General features: G+C 68.4%; 16 protein-coding genes and 2 pseudogenes. 12 read left to right on the top strand and 6 right to left on the bottom strand.

Annotation, left to right across the window (positions count from 1 at the left end; genetic code table 11):
- Nucleotides 1–11 precede the first annotated feature (11 nt).
- From ACQPZW_RS31810 to ACQPZW_RS31755, 12 genes are all read left to right on the top strand, one after another.
- A complete protein-coding gene (locus ACQPZW_RS31810) occupies nt 12–1,040 on the top strand; it encodes a sulfotransferase domain-containing protein (protein ID WP_433789714.1) in 1,029 nt (342 codons plus the stop codon).
- On the top strand, nt 1,037–1,678 hold the full coding sequence (locus ACQPZW_RS31805) for a 4'-phosphopantetheinyl transferase family protein (protein WP_433789713.1): 642 nt from the start codon (nt 1,037–1,039) through the stop codon (nt 1,676–1,678). Before ACQPZW_RS31810 ends, ACQPZW_RS31805 begins: the two co-directional genes overlap by 4 nt.
- 50 nt (nt 1,679–1,728) lie before the next feature.
- Nucleotides 1,729–2,385: a hypothetical protein gene (locus tag ACQPZW_RS31800; RefSeq protein WP_433789712.1), complete on the top strand. Its 657-nt coding sequence runs from the start codon at nt 1,729–1,731 to the stop codon at nt 2,383–2,385.
- A 32-nt stretch (nt 2,386–2,417) separates the two neighbouring features.
- Nucleotides 2,418–3,761, top strand: a complete 1,344-nt coding sequence (gene ccrA / locus ACQPZW_RS31795; RefSeq protein ID WP_433789711.1) for a crotonyl-CoA carboxylase/reductase — start codon at nt 2,418–2,420, stop codon at nt 3,759–3,761.
- A gap of 2 nt (nt 3,762–3,763) precedes the next feature.
- Nucleotides 3,764–4,750, top strand: coding sequence for a 3-oxoacyl-ACP synthase III family protein (locus ACQPZW_RS31790; protein WP_433789710.1), 987 nt, complete (start codon nt 3,764–3,766; stop codon nt 4,748–4,750).
- Nucleotides 4,750–5,586, top strand: coding sequence for a 3-hydroxybutyryl-CoA dehydrogenase (locus ACQPZW_RS31785; RefSeq protein WP_433789709.1), 837 nt, complete (start codon nt 4,750–4,752; stop codon nt 5,584–5,586). The genes ACQPZW_RS31790 and ACQPZW_RS31785 overlap by 1 nt, the downstream gene beginning before the upstream one ends.
- 104 nt (nt 5,587–5,690) lie before the next feature.
- On the top strand, nt 5,691–5,867 hold the full coding sequence (locus tag ACQPZW_RS31780) for a hypothetical protein (protein ID WP_433789708.1): 177 nt from the start codon (nt 5,691–5,693) through the stop codon (nt 5,865–5,867).
- A 93-nt stretch (nt 5,868–5,960) separates the two neighbouring features.
- Complete coding sequence (locus tag ACQPZW_RS31775) at nt 5,961–6,284, top strand: STAS domain-containing protein (protein ID WP_433789707.1); 324 nt, start codon at nt 5,961–5,963, stop codon at nt 6,282–6,284.
- Between the two features lie 163 nt (nt 6,285–6,447).
- Nucleotides 6,448–6,825 carry a transposase gene (locus ACQPZW_RS31770; protein WP_433789706.1) on the top strand — a complete coding sequence of 126 codons (378 nt, stop codon included), beginning with the start codon at nt 6,448–6,450 and terminating at the stop codon, nt 6,823–6,825.
- A gap of 125 nt (nt 6,826–6,950) precedes the next feature.
- Nucleotides 6,951–7,316: a helix-turn-helix domain-containing protein gene (locus tag ACQPZW_RS31765; protein ID WP_433789705.1), complete on the top strand. Its 366-nt coding sequence runs from the start codon at nt 6,951–6,953 to the stop codon at nt 7,314–7,316.
- Nucleotides 7,258–7,851 carry an IS630 family transposase gene (locus tag ACQPZW_RS31760; RefSeq protein ID WP_433789704.1) on the top strand — a complete coding sequence of 198 codons (594 nt, stop codon included), beginning with the start codon at nt 7,258–7,260 and terminating at the stop codon, nt 7,849–7,851. Before ACQPZW_RS31765 ends, ACQPZW_RS31760 begins: the two co-directional genes overlap by 59 nt.
- Before the next feature lie 26 nt (nt 7,852–7,877).
- Nucleotides 7,878–8,042, top strand: a complete 165-nt coding sequence (locus ACQPZW_RS31755) for a hypothetical protein (protein WP_433789703.1) — start codon at nt 7,878–7,880, stop codon at nt 8,040–8,042.
- Between the two features lie 147 nt (nt 8,043–8,189).
- Here the strand turns inward: ACQPZW_RS31755 and ACQPZW_RS31750 are convergent.
- From ACQPZW_RS31750 to ACQPZW_RS31725, 6 genes and pseudogenes are all read right to left on the bottom strand, one after another.
- A pseudogene (locus ACQPZW_RS31750) lies at nt 8,190–8,554 on the bottom strand (NAD(P)/FAD-dependent oxidoreductase); the annotation flags it as partial.
- A gap of 177 nt (nt 8,555–8,731) precedes the next feature.
- A complete protein-coding gene (locus tag ACQPZW_RS31745; protein ID WP_433789702.1) occupies nt 8,732–10,210 on the bottom strand; it encodes an RAD55 family ATPase in 1,479 nt (492 codons plus the stop codon).
- A gap of 17 nt (nt 10,211–10,227) precedes the next feature.
- The gene (locus ACQPZW_RS31740) at nt 10,228–10,572 is read right to left on the bottom strand and encodes a response regulator (protein ID WP_433797670.1); all 345 of its coding nucleotides are present in this window, start codon (nt 10,570–10,572) and stop codon (nt 10,228–10,230) included.
- Between the two features lie 498 nt (nt 10,573–11,070).
- Nucleotides 11,071–12,534, bottom strand: coding sequence for an RAD55 family ATPase (locus ACQPZW_RS31735; protein ID WP_433789701.1), 1,464 nt, complete (start codon nt 12,532–12,534; stop codon nt 11,071–11,073).
- Nucleotides 12,531–12,875, bottom strand: coding sequence for a response regulator (locus ACQPZW_RS31730; RefSeq protein WP_433789700.1), 345 nt, complete (start codon nt 12,873–12,875; stop codon nt 12,531–12,533). Before ACQPZW_RS31730 ends, ACQPZW_RS31735 begins: the two co-directional genes overlap by 4 nt.
- A gap of 279 nt (nt 12,876–13,154) precedes the next feature.
- A pseudogene (locus tag ACQPZW_RS31725) lies at nt 13,155–14,785 on the bottom strand (ATP-binding protein).
- Nucleotides 14,786–14,995 lie beyond the last annotated feature (210 nt).

Genomic DNA, 14,995 nt, shown 5'->3' with positions numbered 1-14,995 from the left:
ATCGGATCGCGATGGCCCCCACTTTCGTGATCAGCACCGGCCGGTGCGGATCGACCCTGGTCTCCCGGATGCTGCGCGAACACCCGTCGGTGCTCAGCGTCAGCGAATTGTTCAGCACCGTCCGCGGCCGGGACTGCTTCGACGGCATCCTCGACGGCGCCGAGTTCTGGCGGATGCTCAGCGCCCCGGACCGGGCCGTCGACGTCATGGTCGAGGCCGGCCTCGGCGTGTCCGAGCTGGTCTACCCGTACGCGACGGGCCGGTTCGGCACGGCCGACGGGATCCCGGCGATCTGCCACATGACCCTGCCCATGCTCACCGACGACCCCGACGCGCTCCACGACGAGCTGGCCGCCGAACTGCCCACCTGGCCGGCCCGGCCGATCGCCGACCAGTACCGGGCGTTCTTCGCCCACCTGGCCGCCCGCTTCGACCGGCCGGTCATGGTGGAACGTTCCGGCGGCTCGCTGAGCATGGTGCCCGCCCTGCGACGGCTGTTCCCGGAGGCGCGGTTCGTCTACCTGGCCCGCAACGGCCCCGACTCGGCCCGGTCGATGAGCAGGCACGCCGGGTTCTGGCTGATGCTGCTGGCCCGCGAGGCCGCCCGGATCGCCGGGGTGGCATCGCCGGACCAGCTCGGCCCGGACCACTTCCGGCTGCTGCCGGCCACCCTGAACCGGTTGCTCACCACCCCGGACGCGCTGCCCGAGGTGATGCGCCAGGATGTTCCGGTGACCGCGTTCGGCGCCCTGTGGTCGACGATGGCCACCGAGGGCGCCGGCGAGCTGCTGCGGCTCCCCTCGGAGAGGTGGATGATGACGACGTACGAAGACCTGACCGCCACCCCGGAGGCCGAGCTCACCCGGCTGGCCGCGTTCCTCGGCGTGGACGCCGCACCACAGTGGCTCGGCAATGCGGCCGGACTGGTCGAACAGCCACGCCACGACGACCACCCGGATCCGCGGCTGCTGGCCGCGCTGCGGCGCGCCTGCGCACCCGGCACGGCCGCCGACGTCGCGCTCGCCCGGGCGGCGGCATGACCGGGCTGCTCACGCAGATCCTGCCGGCCACCGCTGTCACCGCCGAGACCTACACCGACCCGCCTGCGCTGACCCTGTTCCCGGCGGAGGTAGAGGTGATCGCCCGGTCGGTGGAGAAGCGCCGCCGCGAGTTCACCACGGTTCGGCACTGCGCCCGTACCGCCCTGGGCCGTCTCGGGATCCCGGCCGCGCCGATCCTGCCGGGGGAACGCGGCGCCCCCGGCTGGCCGTCCGGCGTGGTCGGCAGCATGACGCATTGCGCCCGGTTCCGGGGCGCCGCCGTCGCGCACGCCACCGACCTGCGCAGCATCGGCCTGGACGCCGAACCGGCCGAGCCGCTGCCCGACGGCGTCCTGGACGCCATCGCCCTGCCCGAGGAGCACGACACGGTCGGCCGGTTCGCCGGCGACGTGCCCGCCGACCGGCTGCTGTTCAGTGCCAAGGAGACGGTCTACAAGGCGTGGTTCCCGCTCACCCGGCGATTCCTTGAGTTCCACGAGGCCCGCATCCACCTCGTCCCGGACGGCACGTTCACCGCGACCCTGCTGGCCGCGCCACCCCTGCCGCTGCCCGTCTTCCACGGCCGCTGGCTGCACTCCGAAGGCCTGGTCATCACCGCGATCACCGTCCCGGCTTAGGGGTCATTCAGGGGTAGGGGCCGGCCCCGGCCGGCACCACCATGCGACACATGCACACGCTGACCGCGACGGTTCCCATCCGTGACCGGCGCACCGGCGACCTCTTCGACCGTCCCGGTCCCGGCGCCACCCGGATCGGCACGGGCTTCCTGCCCGGCCGCGTCCCGGCGCTCGCCCTCACCGGCGACCGGCTGCGATGCCTGCTCGCCGACGGCGCCGAGGTCACACTGACCGCGCCGTTCGACGCCGACCGGCTGCCACCGGCCACCGGGGACACCCTTCCCGGCCAGATCGTGGCGACCGGCGGCGGCCTGCTGCGGGCCGGCGCCGACGGGCGGGTCCGCCTCGACGGCACCGTCCTGACCAGGATCAAACCCGGCGACACGCTGCTCGGCATGGGCGACGTGACCGCCACCGGCCGTCCCGACCTGCTGGTCCGCCGCCCCGACGGCGGAGTCAGCGCGTGGGAGCCGCCCGGCACCCCGGGCGGTGGCCACTGGCACGACCTCGGCTCCTCGTTCGGCGACACGACGGTGGTCGCGGTGACCCTGTCCAGCGAAGGCCTCGCGGGGCTGCTCGCGCTCGGCGGCGGCCTGCTCACCGTCTACCCGCACAGTGGCATCTTCTGGCCGCAGGACCCGGCGGCCACCTTCCTTCCCCCGGTGCCGGTGGCCACCGGCGTCGCCGACGTCGACGTCATCGGCTGACCGCACACACTCTCAGCGAACGCGAGGAGAACATGGACACGTTGGCCGAAGCGGTCGTCTCCGGGGCGCCCCCGGAGGAGATCGGCCGCATCCCGCTGCCCGGGCGTTTCCTCGCGGCCCATCTGCGGGCCGAGGACGCCGCGATGTTCCACGGCGAGACCGACAAGGACGTACGCCGTTCGCTGCACGTCGGCGAGGTCGCGATGCCCGTGCTGGCCCCGGACGAGGTGGTCGTCGCGGTGATGGCCAGCTCGATCAACTACAACACCGTGTGGTCGGCGATGTTCGAGCCGATCTCCACGTTCACCTCGCTGCACCGGTACGCCCGGGAGGGCGGCTACGCGACCCGGCACGACCTGCCATACCAGGTCGTCGGCTCGGACGCGGCCGGAGTCGTGGTCCGCGTCGGCGACGGGGTACGGCACTGGAACGTCGGCGACCACGTCATGGTCAGCCCCGCCTACGTCGACGACCAGGACCCGCGCGCCCACGCCGACGCCATGATGGGCCCGCACGGCCGGGCCTGGGGCTACGAGACGAACTTCGGCGGCCTGGCGCACTACACCGTGGTGCGGGCCACCCAGCTGGTCCCGAAACCGGCCCACCTGACCTGGGAGGAGGCCGCGTCGATCACGCTGTGCGCGGGTACGGCGTACCGGATGCTCGTCAGTGACACCGGGGCGCGCATCAAACAGGGCGACATCGTCCTGATCTGGGGCGCCACCGGCGGCCTCGGCGGCTACGCCGTACAGATGGTCAAGAACGGCGGCGGTGTCGCCGTCGGCGTGGTCAGCTCCCACCAAAAGGCCGCCATCCTGCGCGAACAGGGCTGCGACGTGGTCATCGACCGCCGCGAGATCGGCATGGGCGACGGCGACGGCGACGGCGACCCGATCGAGTACGGCAAACGCCTCGGCCGCAAGATCCGGGCCGAGCTGGGCGAGGACCCACACATCGCGTTCGACTACGTCGGCCGCGCCACCTTCGGCACCTCGGTCCACGTCGTGCGCCGCGGCGGTGTGGTGGTGACCTGCGGCTCCAGCACCGGATACCAGCACGAATACGACAACCGCTACCTGTGGATGAACCTCAAACGCATCGTCGGCAGCCACATCGCCAACCTGCAGGAGCAGTGGGAGACCGCCCGCCTGTTCCGCCACGGCGGGCTCGTGCCGATCCTCACCGACGTGTTCCCGCTCGCCGAGACCGGTGACGCGCTGCGCCTGGTGCAGGACAACCGGCACATCGGCAAGGTAGGTGTGCTGGCGCTCGCCCCGTCCGAAGGCCTCGGTGTCACCGACCCGCAGGCCCGGCAGCGCATCGGCGAGCACCGGCTCACCTCGTGGCGCCGCTACGCGACGACGGCGCGGGTGTGACCATGACGTCCATCGGCATCCTCGCCACCGGGTCGTACGTGCCCAAGCAGATCGTGACCGGCGCCGACATCGCCGGGCCGGCCGGTGTCACCCCCGAGTGGATCGAGCGGAAGACACAGATCGTCACCCGGCGCTACGCCGCCCCCGATCAGGCCACCTCCGACCTGGCCGCCGAGGCCGCCACTCGCACCCTGGAGCAGGCCGCCGTGCCGGCCAGCGCGGTGCGGTACCTGATCGTCTCCACCTCCACCCCCGACTCACCGCAGCCACCCACCTCCTACCTGGTGCAGAACCTGATCGGCGCGGACCGGGCCGCCTGCTTCGACGTCAACGTGGTGTGCAGCGGCTACGTCTACGCGCTGGCCCTGGCCCGCGCACTGGTCACCCAGGAACCCGATGCGCTGGCGCTGGTGATCGCCGCCGACGTGTACTCACGCATCCTCGACGTCACCGACCGCAAGACCGTGGTGCTGCTCGGCGACGGCGCCGGCGCGGCCCTGGTCGGCCAGGTGCCGTCCGGCGGCTTTCTCGACGTCGAACTGGCCAGCCACGGACACGCCCACCGGCTCATCCGGGTCGACGGCGGCGGCAGCCGGATGCCGGCCAGCCACGACACCGTCGACAACGGCGACCACCTGTTCCGGATGGACGGCCGTGGCGTGCGCGACTTCGTCATGGACAACGTGCCCGGCGCGGTGCGCACCCTCGTCGAACGGACCGGCCACCGGCTCGCCGACGTCGACCATTTCGTGCCGCACCAGGCCAACGGTGTGCTGCTCAGCGAACTCGTCACCCGCTGCGGACTCGATCACGCCGAGACCCACCGGACCCTGGAGCGATACGGCAACACCGGCAGCGCATCGGTGGCGCTGGCCCTCGACGACGCCCGCCAGAACGGCCGGCTGCACGACGACGACCTGGTGCTGATCGCCGGGTTCGGCGGCGGCATGTCCGTGGGCGCCGCCCTGCTGCGCTGGACGGAGGCGTGATGATCGAGAAGGTGGGCATCGTCGGCTGCGGCACCATGGGCGCGGGTGTCGCCGAGATCTGCGCCAAGGCCGGCCTGGACGTACGGGTCGCGGTGTCGTCGCCGATGTCCGCCGCCGCCGGCCGCGGGCGCATCGCCAGGTCCCTGCAACGCGCCGCCGACCGGGGCAAGCTCGACGCCGGCGAGGCGGCCCGGATCCTCGGTACTGTCGCGTTCACCGACACCCTCGCCGACCTCGCCGACCGCCAGCTGGTCATCGAGTCGGTCCGCGAGGACGAGAAACTCAAACGGCAGCTGTTCGCCGACCTCGACCTGGCGCTGACCGATCCCGGCACGATCATCGCCACCAACACGTCGTCGTTGCGGGTCACCCCGCTCGCCGAGTGCACCGGCCGTCCCGACCGGGTGGTCGGCACCCACTTCTTCAACCCGGCCACCGTGATGCCGCTGGTCGAGCTGGTCCCGGCCGACCAGGCTCGCGAGGACGTGATCACCGCGGTGCAGGAACTGCTGACCGGCCCGCTGGGCAAACAGGTGATCCGATCCGGCGACCGGGCCGGATTCGTGGTCAACGCGCTGCTCGTTCCCTACCTGGTCGCCGCGGTGCGCATGGTGGAGCAGGGCCGCGCCACCGCCGAGGACGTCGACCGGGGCATGCGACTCGGCTGCTCCCACCCGCTCGGCCCGATCGAGTTGATCGACATGATCGGCCTGGACGTCATCGCGTCGGTCGCCGAGTCCCTCGACCTCGAGGAGCCCGCACTGCTGCGTGACCTGATCAACGCGGGTCGCCTTGGCGTCAAGACGGGTGCTGGCTTCTTCGACCACCCGCGGTAGTCGCCTTCCATCGTTCACCCGGTGTTCGGCCGCGGTCGCCGGTGGCCGACGGTCACCGGGGAAACCATGAGCTTCGATACGGTGGTCGAGGGTGGGGTTCGCGCATGATTGCACTGGTGGTGGCCGCTCTGGGCGTACTCGGCGGCACGACGTGGCTCGCGTTGCAGCAGCCGATCGCCCATGATCCGGCCCGGAATCGGCGGCTCACCGCGGCCGGTCTGATGTTGTGCCTGGTCACCGCGGTGGTGGCGATCGCCGCTGCGGTCGTGACCGCACCGTGACCAGGTGAACTCTTGCCGCTGGTACTCGATTCGCGGGTGAAGACCTTCTAACCTGACGTCTCGGAAAACACCGGGTAACGGAAGGTCACCGCGATGACGACCACCACGGTCGACGTCAACAAGACCCCTGACGGCACCATCGTCATCCATCCGCGGGGCATCCTCGATGCCTCTGACGCTGTCGGCCTGCGCCGCACACTGGTGCAGGCCATCCGCCACCAACGGCCCCTGCGGCTGGTCCTCGACCTCGCCGACGTCACCGAACTGGATCCGATCAACCTGGGTACGCTCGCCGCTGCCTGCCACATCGGCGACGACCACCAGGTCGCCGTTTTCCTCGACCACACCTCGGCGCATCTGGCAGCCCTCCTCACCGCCGCCGGTGTGCCGAGACACCGCCTCCGCGACACGAGGTGAGCCCTGGGCTAGTTGCCGGCCATGAGAGCACGTCGCCCACCATGGCCGACTCGGGCGGTGCAATGGCTCGAAAGTAACCGCGCCGCTGCCGGTGACGCCTGTGACGGTGACCGCGATCGCGTTGATCAGGCCCAACGCCTCTACAGCCGGGCAACACGGTTTGATGCCCCTGACCGAGGCGAAAGGGTTCGGCGAGGCCGACTACATGCGGCTGCTGTGCGCGGTACATGCCCAGCTCCGCGCGCCGATCATCCTTGTCTGGGACAACCTCAACCACCACGTCAGCGCGGTGATGCGGGCGTTCGTCGACGCTCACGACTGGCTGACCGTCGTGCAACTGCCCGGCTACGCCCCGGAACTGAACCCGGCCGAGGGCGTCTGGTCGCACATCAAACGCGGGATCGGCAACCTCGCCCCGTGCACGATCGACCAGCTCGCCGCGACCGTGCGCAGCCGACTCAAGAGCCTGCAGTACCGACCCGCCCTACTGGACGCATTCCTCGCCGAGACCGGTCTGGCAGTCCTACCCCAACCGCCTTGATCAACTCACCCTGACCATTCAAGGTCGGTAGTGCCTCGTCTTTGAACGTTGGCCGTGTAATCCGTCGGTTTTGAATGGGTGTCGGGCAAGCTGTTCCTCTCGCTGTTCGTGGGAGGTGATGCCGGGTGGGCCGACGCCCGGAAGTGTTCGTGCGGGTGCTGTCGATGCCCGAAGGTCAGCGGCTGCAGCGGATCACCCGTACCGCGAAGGACCCCGTCAAGCTGCGCCGGGCGATCGTCGTGCTGATGTCCGCCCAGGGCCAGCCGGCAGCGGACATCGCATACCTGCTCAAGGCCACCGACGACTACGTCCGCGACGTGATCCACGCGTTCAACGACAGGGGGTTCGACGCGCTGAACCCAAAATGGAGAGGGGGCACACCGAACAAGATCAGTGAGCAGACCCGCGACTGGATCTGCGTGATCGCCCGGTGTGACCCCCGATTCCTCGCCCAGCCGTTCTCCTGCTGGGAGCCTGTCGAAACTGCGTGACTACCTGATCGAGACCGGCCGGGTGAGCACGATCAGCATCGAGACCGTCCGGCGGATCCTGCACGAACGCGGCGTGACCTGGCAGTCCGCGAAGACGTGGAAGGCCAGCAACGATCCGGACTTCGTCACCAAGATGCGCCGGATCCTCGACCTCTACGACCATCCACCGGCCGGCGGCAGAGTCGTCTGCGTCGACGAGTTCGGACCCTTGAACCTGCAGCCACGGCCCGGCAAAGCCTGGAAACCGCAGGGCAAGCCGGTCCGGCTGCGGGCCACCTACCACCGTGATCACGGGGTCCGGCACATGATCGCCAGCCTGGATCTGGCCACCGGCCGTATCCACTACCGGATTCGGGACCGGAAACGCTCGGGCGAGTTCCTCGACTTCCTCAAGAGCCTCCGACGCCGCTGGCCAGTCGAAACGCTGCATCTGATCCTGGACAACTTCTCCCCGCGCAAACACCCTCGCGCCGGGCATGGTGCGCCGCGAACGCCGTCGAGCTCGTCTTCCTGCCGACCTACAGTTCCTGGCTGAACTGGATCGAGGCCGAGTTCGCCGCCTTGCGCTACTTCGCGCTCAACGGCACCGACCACCAGTCACACGCCGAACAGGACGCCGCGATCGGCGACTACATCCGCTGGCACAACCAGCGCGCCCGACCGAAAACCGGATACGCGATCAAGTCCAAGATCCGCCACCCGGATTACCCCTTCAAGGCCGCCTGACGAGGCACTAGTTGGCCAGAGCGTTGGGTGATCTAGTCTTCCGTCGATATTGCGAGCGAGCCCATGCTTTATCGGCAACGGCGGGTACGTAAGTCACGAGGGTCGTCAGCCTGCTTAGGTCGACGACTCTCGTGGTGTTGCTACGCTCTAGAATGACGCGATGAAGCGCTCGGCGTCCAGTGCTGCGGAACAGCCGGTGCCGGAGGCGGTGATGGCCTGACAGTATGTGTGGTCGACCAGGTCACCGGCGGCGAAGACGCCGGCGATGTTGGTCCGGGTGCTGGGCGACTGCACCTTCACGTAGCCCTCGTCGTCGAGCTCGACCCGGCCCTTGAAGAACTCGCTGCGCGGGTCGTAGCCGATCGCCACGAAGACGCCGGTGACGTCGAGAATCTTTGGTTTCGCCGGACTGCACGTTTCAAACGGACGCCGGCGACCTTGCCGTCGGTGCCGAGGACCTCCTCGACGACGGTGTCCCACTCGACCTTGATCTTCGGGTTGTCGAGGTCACGGCGCTTGAGGAACATCGGAACTGGCGCTAAGGGTGATCTTGGGCTGAGGGCCTGAGAGCTATGGATAGCTGGCCTACAGCGGAGTCGGCGCTGAGGGACATCGCCTTGCCCTGGCGGGGCTGTGCGGCGGCGAAGTGCGACTGGGTTCAGGTGTTGGCGGGGGTGGCTGTCTGCCCATCACTCAACGGTGCCCAGCCGGTTGTCGCCGTCCCGGCAGCCGACAGCCCGCCAGCTCGGGTTAGGGAGTAACGGGGGAGTCCGCAGAGCGCTCCAGCCGAGTACTCCGGAGACTCCTTCCAGGGGGTGGCCGACGGTGACGCCGTCGGCGTCGATGGCGAGGGCGTAGACGTTTTTGCTGTGGTCGCTGTTGCGCATTTTGACGATGCTCAGTGCGCGGCCGGTGGTGGAGGTCATCTCGATGTAGCGCAGCAGGATGACGTTGTGGAACAGGAACGAGACTCCGCCGATGGGTTCGGGGCTGGGGCCTAGGATGGTGGTTTCGCTGGTGACGAGCAGGGTGGCGCCGGCGGCGCGGATGATCCCGGTCAGGCTGCGGGCGTAGGCGGGGAACCGGTCGGATTCGCGGGCGGCGAAAACCATTTCCGCGAGGCTGTCGATCACCACCCGGCGGATCGTCCCGCCAGCGAGTTCCTGACGGATGCGGGCGGCGAGCAGGTCCAGGTCTAGTTCGCCGAGCGGCACGTGGTGAACCAGGAGCTGTCCGTTCTCGCTGGCGCTGGCGAGGTCCCAACCGAAACCAGCTGCCATTTTGACGAGCTGTTCGGCGGTGTCCTGGAAGGTGACGTAGAGGCAGCGTTCGTTGTGAGTGATGCCTTCGGCGACGAACCGCAGGCCGGAGATGGTTTTGCCGACTCCGGACGGTCCCAGCATGACGGTGGCCTCGGCGGCGCCGATTCCCCCACCCATGAGTTCGTCGAGACCGGTGATGCCGCTCGAGATCCGGCCGTTGACCTCCGTTGCCGGGCCGGTGTTGAGGGTCTCGATGCGGGGGAACACTTCCAGGCCGCCCGGGCCGATGCGGAAGGTGTGTTTACCTTCCAGGTGGTTGGTTCCGCGCATCTTCACCACTCGCAGCCAGCGCCGGTCGATCGGTTCGCGGGGCTCGTAGGCGAGGTGGATGATGGCGTCGGCCAGGGCGAACTCGACTCCGGATGCCATTTCTTCCGGGGTGTACTCCCCGATCAGCAGCAGCGCCGAGTCGGTGTGGGCGATCCGGCTGATCAGGTCGTAGAACACCATCCGCAGCTCGCGGTCGGCAGTGAAGTCCCGCAACGCCTTCGCGCTGTCGATCACCACCAGGACGGGGTTCTCGTCCAGTGCCTTGCTCGCCACCTCGTCGACCAAGGATCTCATCAGCCCGGACTGGTCGTCACGCACGAGGTCTCCCAGGTGCAGGTACTCCACTTGAGAGCCCAGTGCCTCGGGAACGAAGAAGTCGAAGGAACCCAGATGCCGGACCAGCTTCGTGTGCGGCTCGGACAGGGTCGTGTAGTACACCGACCGGCGCTGGGGGGTGGCGTCGGTGAAGCACATCTGCTGGGCCAGGATCGTCTTGCCGGTCCCCGGCGCGCCGGCTAGCACCGTGACGGAACCGGGCTCGAACCCGCCGCCGAGTACTACGTCGAGTCCGGGCACGCCGGTTGCCAGTCGTTTCACCTTCGGTCCACCTTCTGTGCCTTGAGTTCGGCCACTGCGGCCAGCAGCTGTTGCGATGTCCATGGTTTGGTCAGCACCGTGTCGGCGCCGCCGGCCAGTTGGGGGTCTCCGGTCACGGCGAGGATCGGGATCTGCGCGGTGCCGGGGTCGGCGCGCAGCCGGCGGACGAGTTCCGCCCCGCCCATCACCGGCATCATCATGTCGGTCACCACCAGGTCCGGCGGCAAGCGATGGAGAGCCTGCAGCGCGGCCGCGCCATCACCGGCGTCCGTCACCTCATGGCCGGCGCGTTCGAGGAAGCGCCGCAGCAGGTACCGCAAGTCCGGCTCGTCATCGACCACCAAGATCCTCAACGATACGATCCTCACCTGCCGTGAACGCCACGGCACACCACCGGCGCCCGGCTAACCGGACACATGATTTCAATACGATCAGTGCGCCCTTAATAGTCATATACCCGGGCCAGCCGCGGGAGGCTTCGGCGATGAGTCACACCCGGACACCGAGGCCGTCACCGCTGCACCTGCCCGCGTCTACCCTGCGTGCTCCTGTCCGGGCTGAGGGCCTGATCCCGGACAGTCCCAGACCAGGAGGGCCATTCAAGCCACCGGTCCGGTTCGGCGCTACCGGTTACCTGTCGTAGCCAAGCCGTTTGTGTTCGGACTTCATGTCCTGCTACAGCACAGGTAGCCATATCCATGGGTTCTTCGGCCCGTATCTACTGGGAGCCCTTGCCGGCCGCGGTGGTGATGGTGTGGCGGGTGGCGGCCGGTCAGTCAGGGTGGGTCGGGTCTGCGGGGACCACTTGAGCCGCGTCGTGGACCGGCCGGAGGCGGTGATCAGTCCAGTGCTCTGGTTTCGTCGTGTCCTGGGGTGGCCGGGCCGTCGCGCAGGACGCTCCAGCCGAGCATTCCGGTGAGTCCTTCGAGCCGGTCGCCGACGGTGATGCCGTCGTCGGTGAGGTGGCAGGCGTGCATGGCGTTGTCGTGGCGGCTGTTGCGCATCTTGAGCACGTTAAGGACCCGGCCGATCTCGGCGCGGTGCTCGATGTAGCGCAGTTGGAGCACGTTGTGGAACAGGAACATGAGCCCTTCCAGGGGATCTTCCATGGGTCCGAAGGTTCTGGTCTCGCTGGTGACCCAGAGGGACGCGTCGGCGGCGCGGACGATTCCGACGAGGCTGCGCAGGTAAGCGGGGAACCGGTGGGCCTCCCGGGCGGCCTGGACCATTTCGGCGAGACTGTCGATCACGATTCGGCTGGTCGTGCCGTCGGCGAGGCCGTGGCGGATCACCGACGACAGTACGTCGAGGTCGAGGTTGCCCATCGGTACGTGAGAGATCACCAGCTGCCCGTCGGTGCGGGCGGTGGCGAAGTCCCATCCGAACTTGCCCGCCATGCCGACCAGTTGGTCCGCAGTGTCCTGGAAGGTGATGTAGAGACACCGTTCCCCTTGGGTCAGGCCTTCGGCAACGAAGCCGAGACAGCCGATGGTCTTTCCGGCGCCGGACGGCCCGAGGACCAGGGTGGCGTCGTCCTGCGGTATCCCACCGCCCATCAGGGCGTCCAGGCCGGGGATCCCGGAAGGGATCCGCCCGGTCTTCGGGGGCGCCTCTTCGGGGAGGAACGACTCGATGCGGGGATACACCTGGAGACCGTCGTCGGTGATGTGCACCGTGTGGGTGCCGCCGAGGTGGCTGGTGCCACGCATCTTCATCACCCGCAGGCCGCGCCGGTCGATCGGCTCGCGGCGCTTGTGCGACAGGTGGATGATGCCGTCGGCGAGGGAGAACTCCACCCCGCTGCGCATCTCCTTGGGGGTGTACTCACCCAGCAGCAGGACCGCCCCGCTGTGCGCGACGCGGCTGGTCAGGTCGTAGAGCGCCATCCGCAGGGCGTGGTCGTTGACGAAGTCCTGCAGCATCTTGGTGCTGTCGATCACCACCAGCACCGGCTCGTCGTCGAGGGCCTTGCGGACCACCTCGCCGATCAGCGGTTCGAGGGCTTCCGCGCCCACGTCGCGTAGCTTGTCGCCGAGGTGCACGTACTCGATCTTCGGCCCCAGGAATTCGGGGTGGAAGAACGCGAATCCCCGCAGGTGCGCGACCAGCTTGGAATGCGGCTCCGACAGGGTCGTGTACAACACGGCCTTGTGCTCCGCGGTGGCGTTGGCGAAACAGATCTGCTGCGCCAGGATCGTCTTACCCGCACCCGGAGGCCCGGACAGCACCACCACCGAGCCCGGTTCCAGTCCACCACCGAGGATCAGATCCAGGTCCGCCAGCCCGGTCGACAGCCGCTTCACCTCGTGCCACGTCCTTCCCGGAGCAGACCTTCGGCCACCGCGAGTATTTCTTTGTACTGATACGGCTTGGCCAGCGCGGCGTCGGCGCCGACCGCCAACTGCCAATCACCGCTGACCGACAGGATCGGAATCGCCGCGGTTACCGGATCGGCGCGCAGCGCCCGGATGAGTTCGACGCCGTCCATCTCCGGCATCATGATGTCGGTGACCACCAGATCCGGTGGCAACTCGTGCACCGATGCCAGAGCGGCGGCACCGTCACCGCACTCGGTGACCTCATGACCGGCACGCGTGAAGACCCGTCGCAACATGAACCGCAGATCCGGCTCATCCTCGACCACCAGAATCCTGCCCACCGAACTATCCGTTCGCCGCAGCAGCCTCTGCGGCCCCCGACTCCAGCAAGGATATACCGTCACAAAGCCCCGCTAACGGACCTACTGCCCGCAGAGCCGTGGCACGTCGGCAGACCCGGTCGGAGTCCCGTTTCGCCAAGAGCCCGGCGCTCGAAGCTCCGACGGCGCAGGGCAGGAGCGTTCTCGCAAACGGACCGGTCCCATATCAATGACCTACCACCGGGGAGCCGTGAACGAACTCAATGCGAGGGAACATGAGTCTCGCTATCGGGGCGGGGTGGTGGGTAGCTGCACTACGAAGGTGGTGCCGGGCCCGGTGTGGTGGGCCAGGGTGATGGTGCCGTGGTGGCGTTCGACGATGGTGCGGGTGATGACCAGGCCGAGGCCGGTGCCGGGGATGCGTTGGTTGAGGGCGGTGGAGGCGCGGTAGAAGCGGCGGAACAGCCGGTGTTGTTCGTCCGGGGGATGCCGATACCGGTGTCGGCGACAGTCCAGGTGATCATCTGGCCGGTGTCGTCGAGGCATGCGGTGATGGTGATCGTGCCGCCGGCGGGGGTGTACTTGATGGCGTTGGTGAGCAGGTTGTCGGCGACCTGACGCAGTCGGCTGGGGTCGGCGTGCAGATCGAGCCGGTCGGGCAGTCGCACGGTCACGGCGAGCTGCTTGCCGACGGCTGAGGCGGTGTTCGCCTGTACGGCTTCGCCGATGATGGCGCACAGGTCGGTGTCGACCGGGTTGACGGCGAGGTGTCCGGATTCGAGCCGGGCCAGGTCGAGCAGGTCTTCGGCCATCACCGACAGGCGCTGGGAGCTGCGCGCGATGATGCGTAGGTGCTCGCGTTGCTGCTCGGTGGTGAGTTCGTCGAGTTCGTCACTGAATATCGCGACGGCGCCGTTGATCACGGCGAGGGGGTTGCGTAGTTCGTGGGTGACCATGGCAACGAATTCGTCTTTGGTGCGCGCCAGTTCTAGGGTGAGTTCCTCGGCTCGGCGCCGCTCAAGATACTGCCCGACGTGGGTGGCGAGCCCGCTGAGCAGCCCGAGCAGGAGGTTTTCGGGGTCTTCTACCCGGTCGCCGTATACGCACAGCGCGCCGAGGGTGCGCCGGCCGGAGGAGACCGGCACTCCGATGGCGACGTGCAGTCCGATACGTGCGGCGGCGCTGCTGCGCAACGACATCCGGTCAGCGCTCAGGTCCGTGATCCATCGGCCGGTGCCGTCGGCGCAGACCTGGCCGGGCAGCGCCGCGCCGAGCTCCAGTACGTCCAGGGCGAAGTCACCCAAATACCGGCCTGGTTCGACGTGGCGGGCGGCACAGGTCAGCACCTGCTGGTGATCGTCGACCAGCCACAGCTCAACGACCGGCCAGCCCATTTTCGCTCCGAGGGCTTCGACCACCCGGTGGCCGGCGACGGTACTGGAAGCCGCCTCGGCCAGGCCCAGGGCGATGGCGGCTTGGACGTCGGCGAACTGGGCGGCCCGGCGCGCGTTGGTGATGTCATGGGCGAAGGCGTGGAACATGTGCCCATCGGGTTCCTCGGTGACGGTCATGGTCATCTCGATGGGGAACTCGTGGCCGTCGCGGTGCAGTGCGGTCAGCTGGAGCTGTTGTCCGAGGACTCGGCTGGGATCACCGGCGGCGAGGTGGGAGAGGTGGGCGAGGTCGGCGCGGTAGGCGTCGCGGGACCGGGCCGGGATGATCAGGTCGGTGATGTCGCCTTCGGAGACCTGGGCGGCGTTGTAGCCGAAGACCCGCTCGGCGGCTGAATTCCATCCCTTGACCCGGCCGTCGGCGCTGGTGGCGATGTACGCCTGCACCGACACCGCAAGCACGGTCTCCGCTTGGCGTACCACGCCGTCGACGGCGTTGACTCTTTCGGACACTGCTTGCGTCATCACGCCCCCAGGTGGTCTCGGCTCGGTGACCGCGTCATGCCCGGCAGGCCGTCGATCGACGCCGTCACACCCAACGTACCGGCACGATCCGATACGCCTTCCCTTCACGGACACATTGACAAAGACATCCCATATCCTTCTGACCAGCACAAACGCTGTCCGCAAGCGAGGTCTCCGCTGCCATGTCCGATACGAACATGTCCGATACGA

The organism is Actinoplanes sp. CA-252034, assembly GCF_050956125.1.
GTDB lineage: Bacteria > Actinomycetota > Actinomycetes > Mycobacteriales > Micromonosporaceae > Actinoplanes.
Note: the sequence above shows the minus strand (reverse complement) of the source record. Positions and strands in the feature narration are given on the sequence as shown.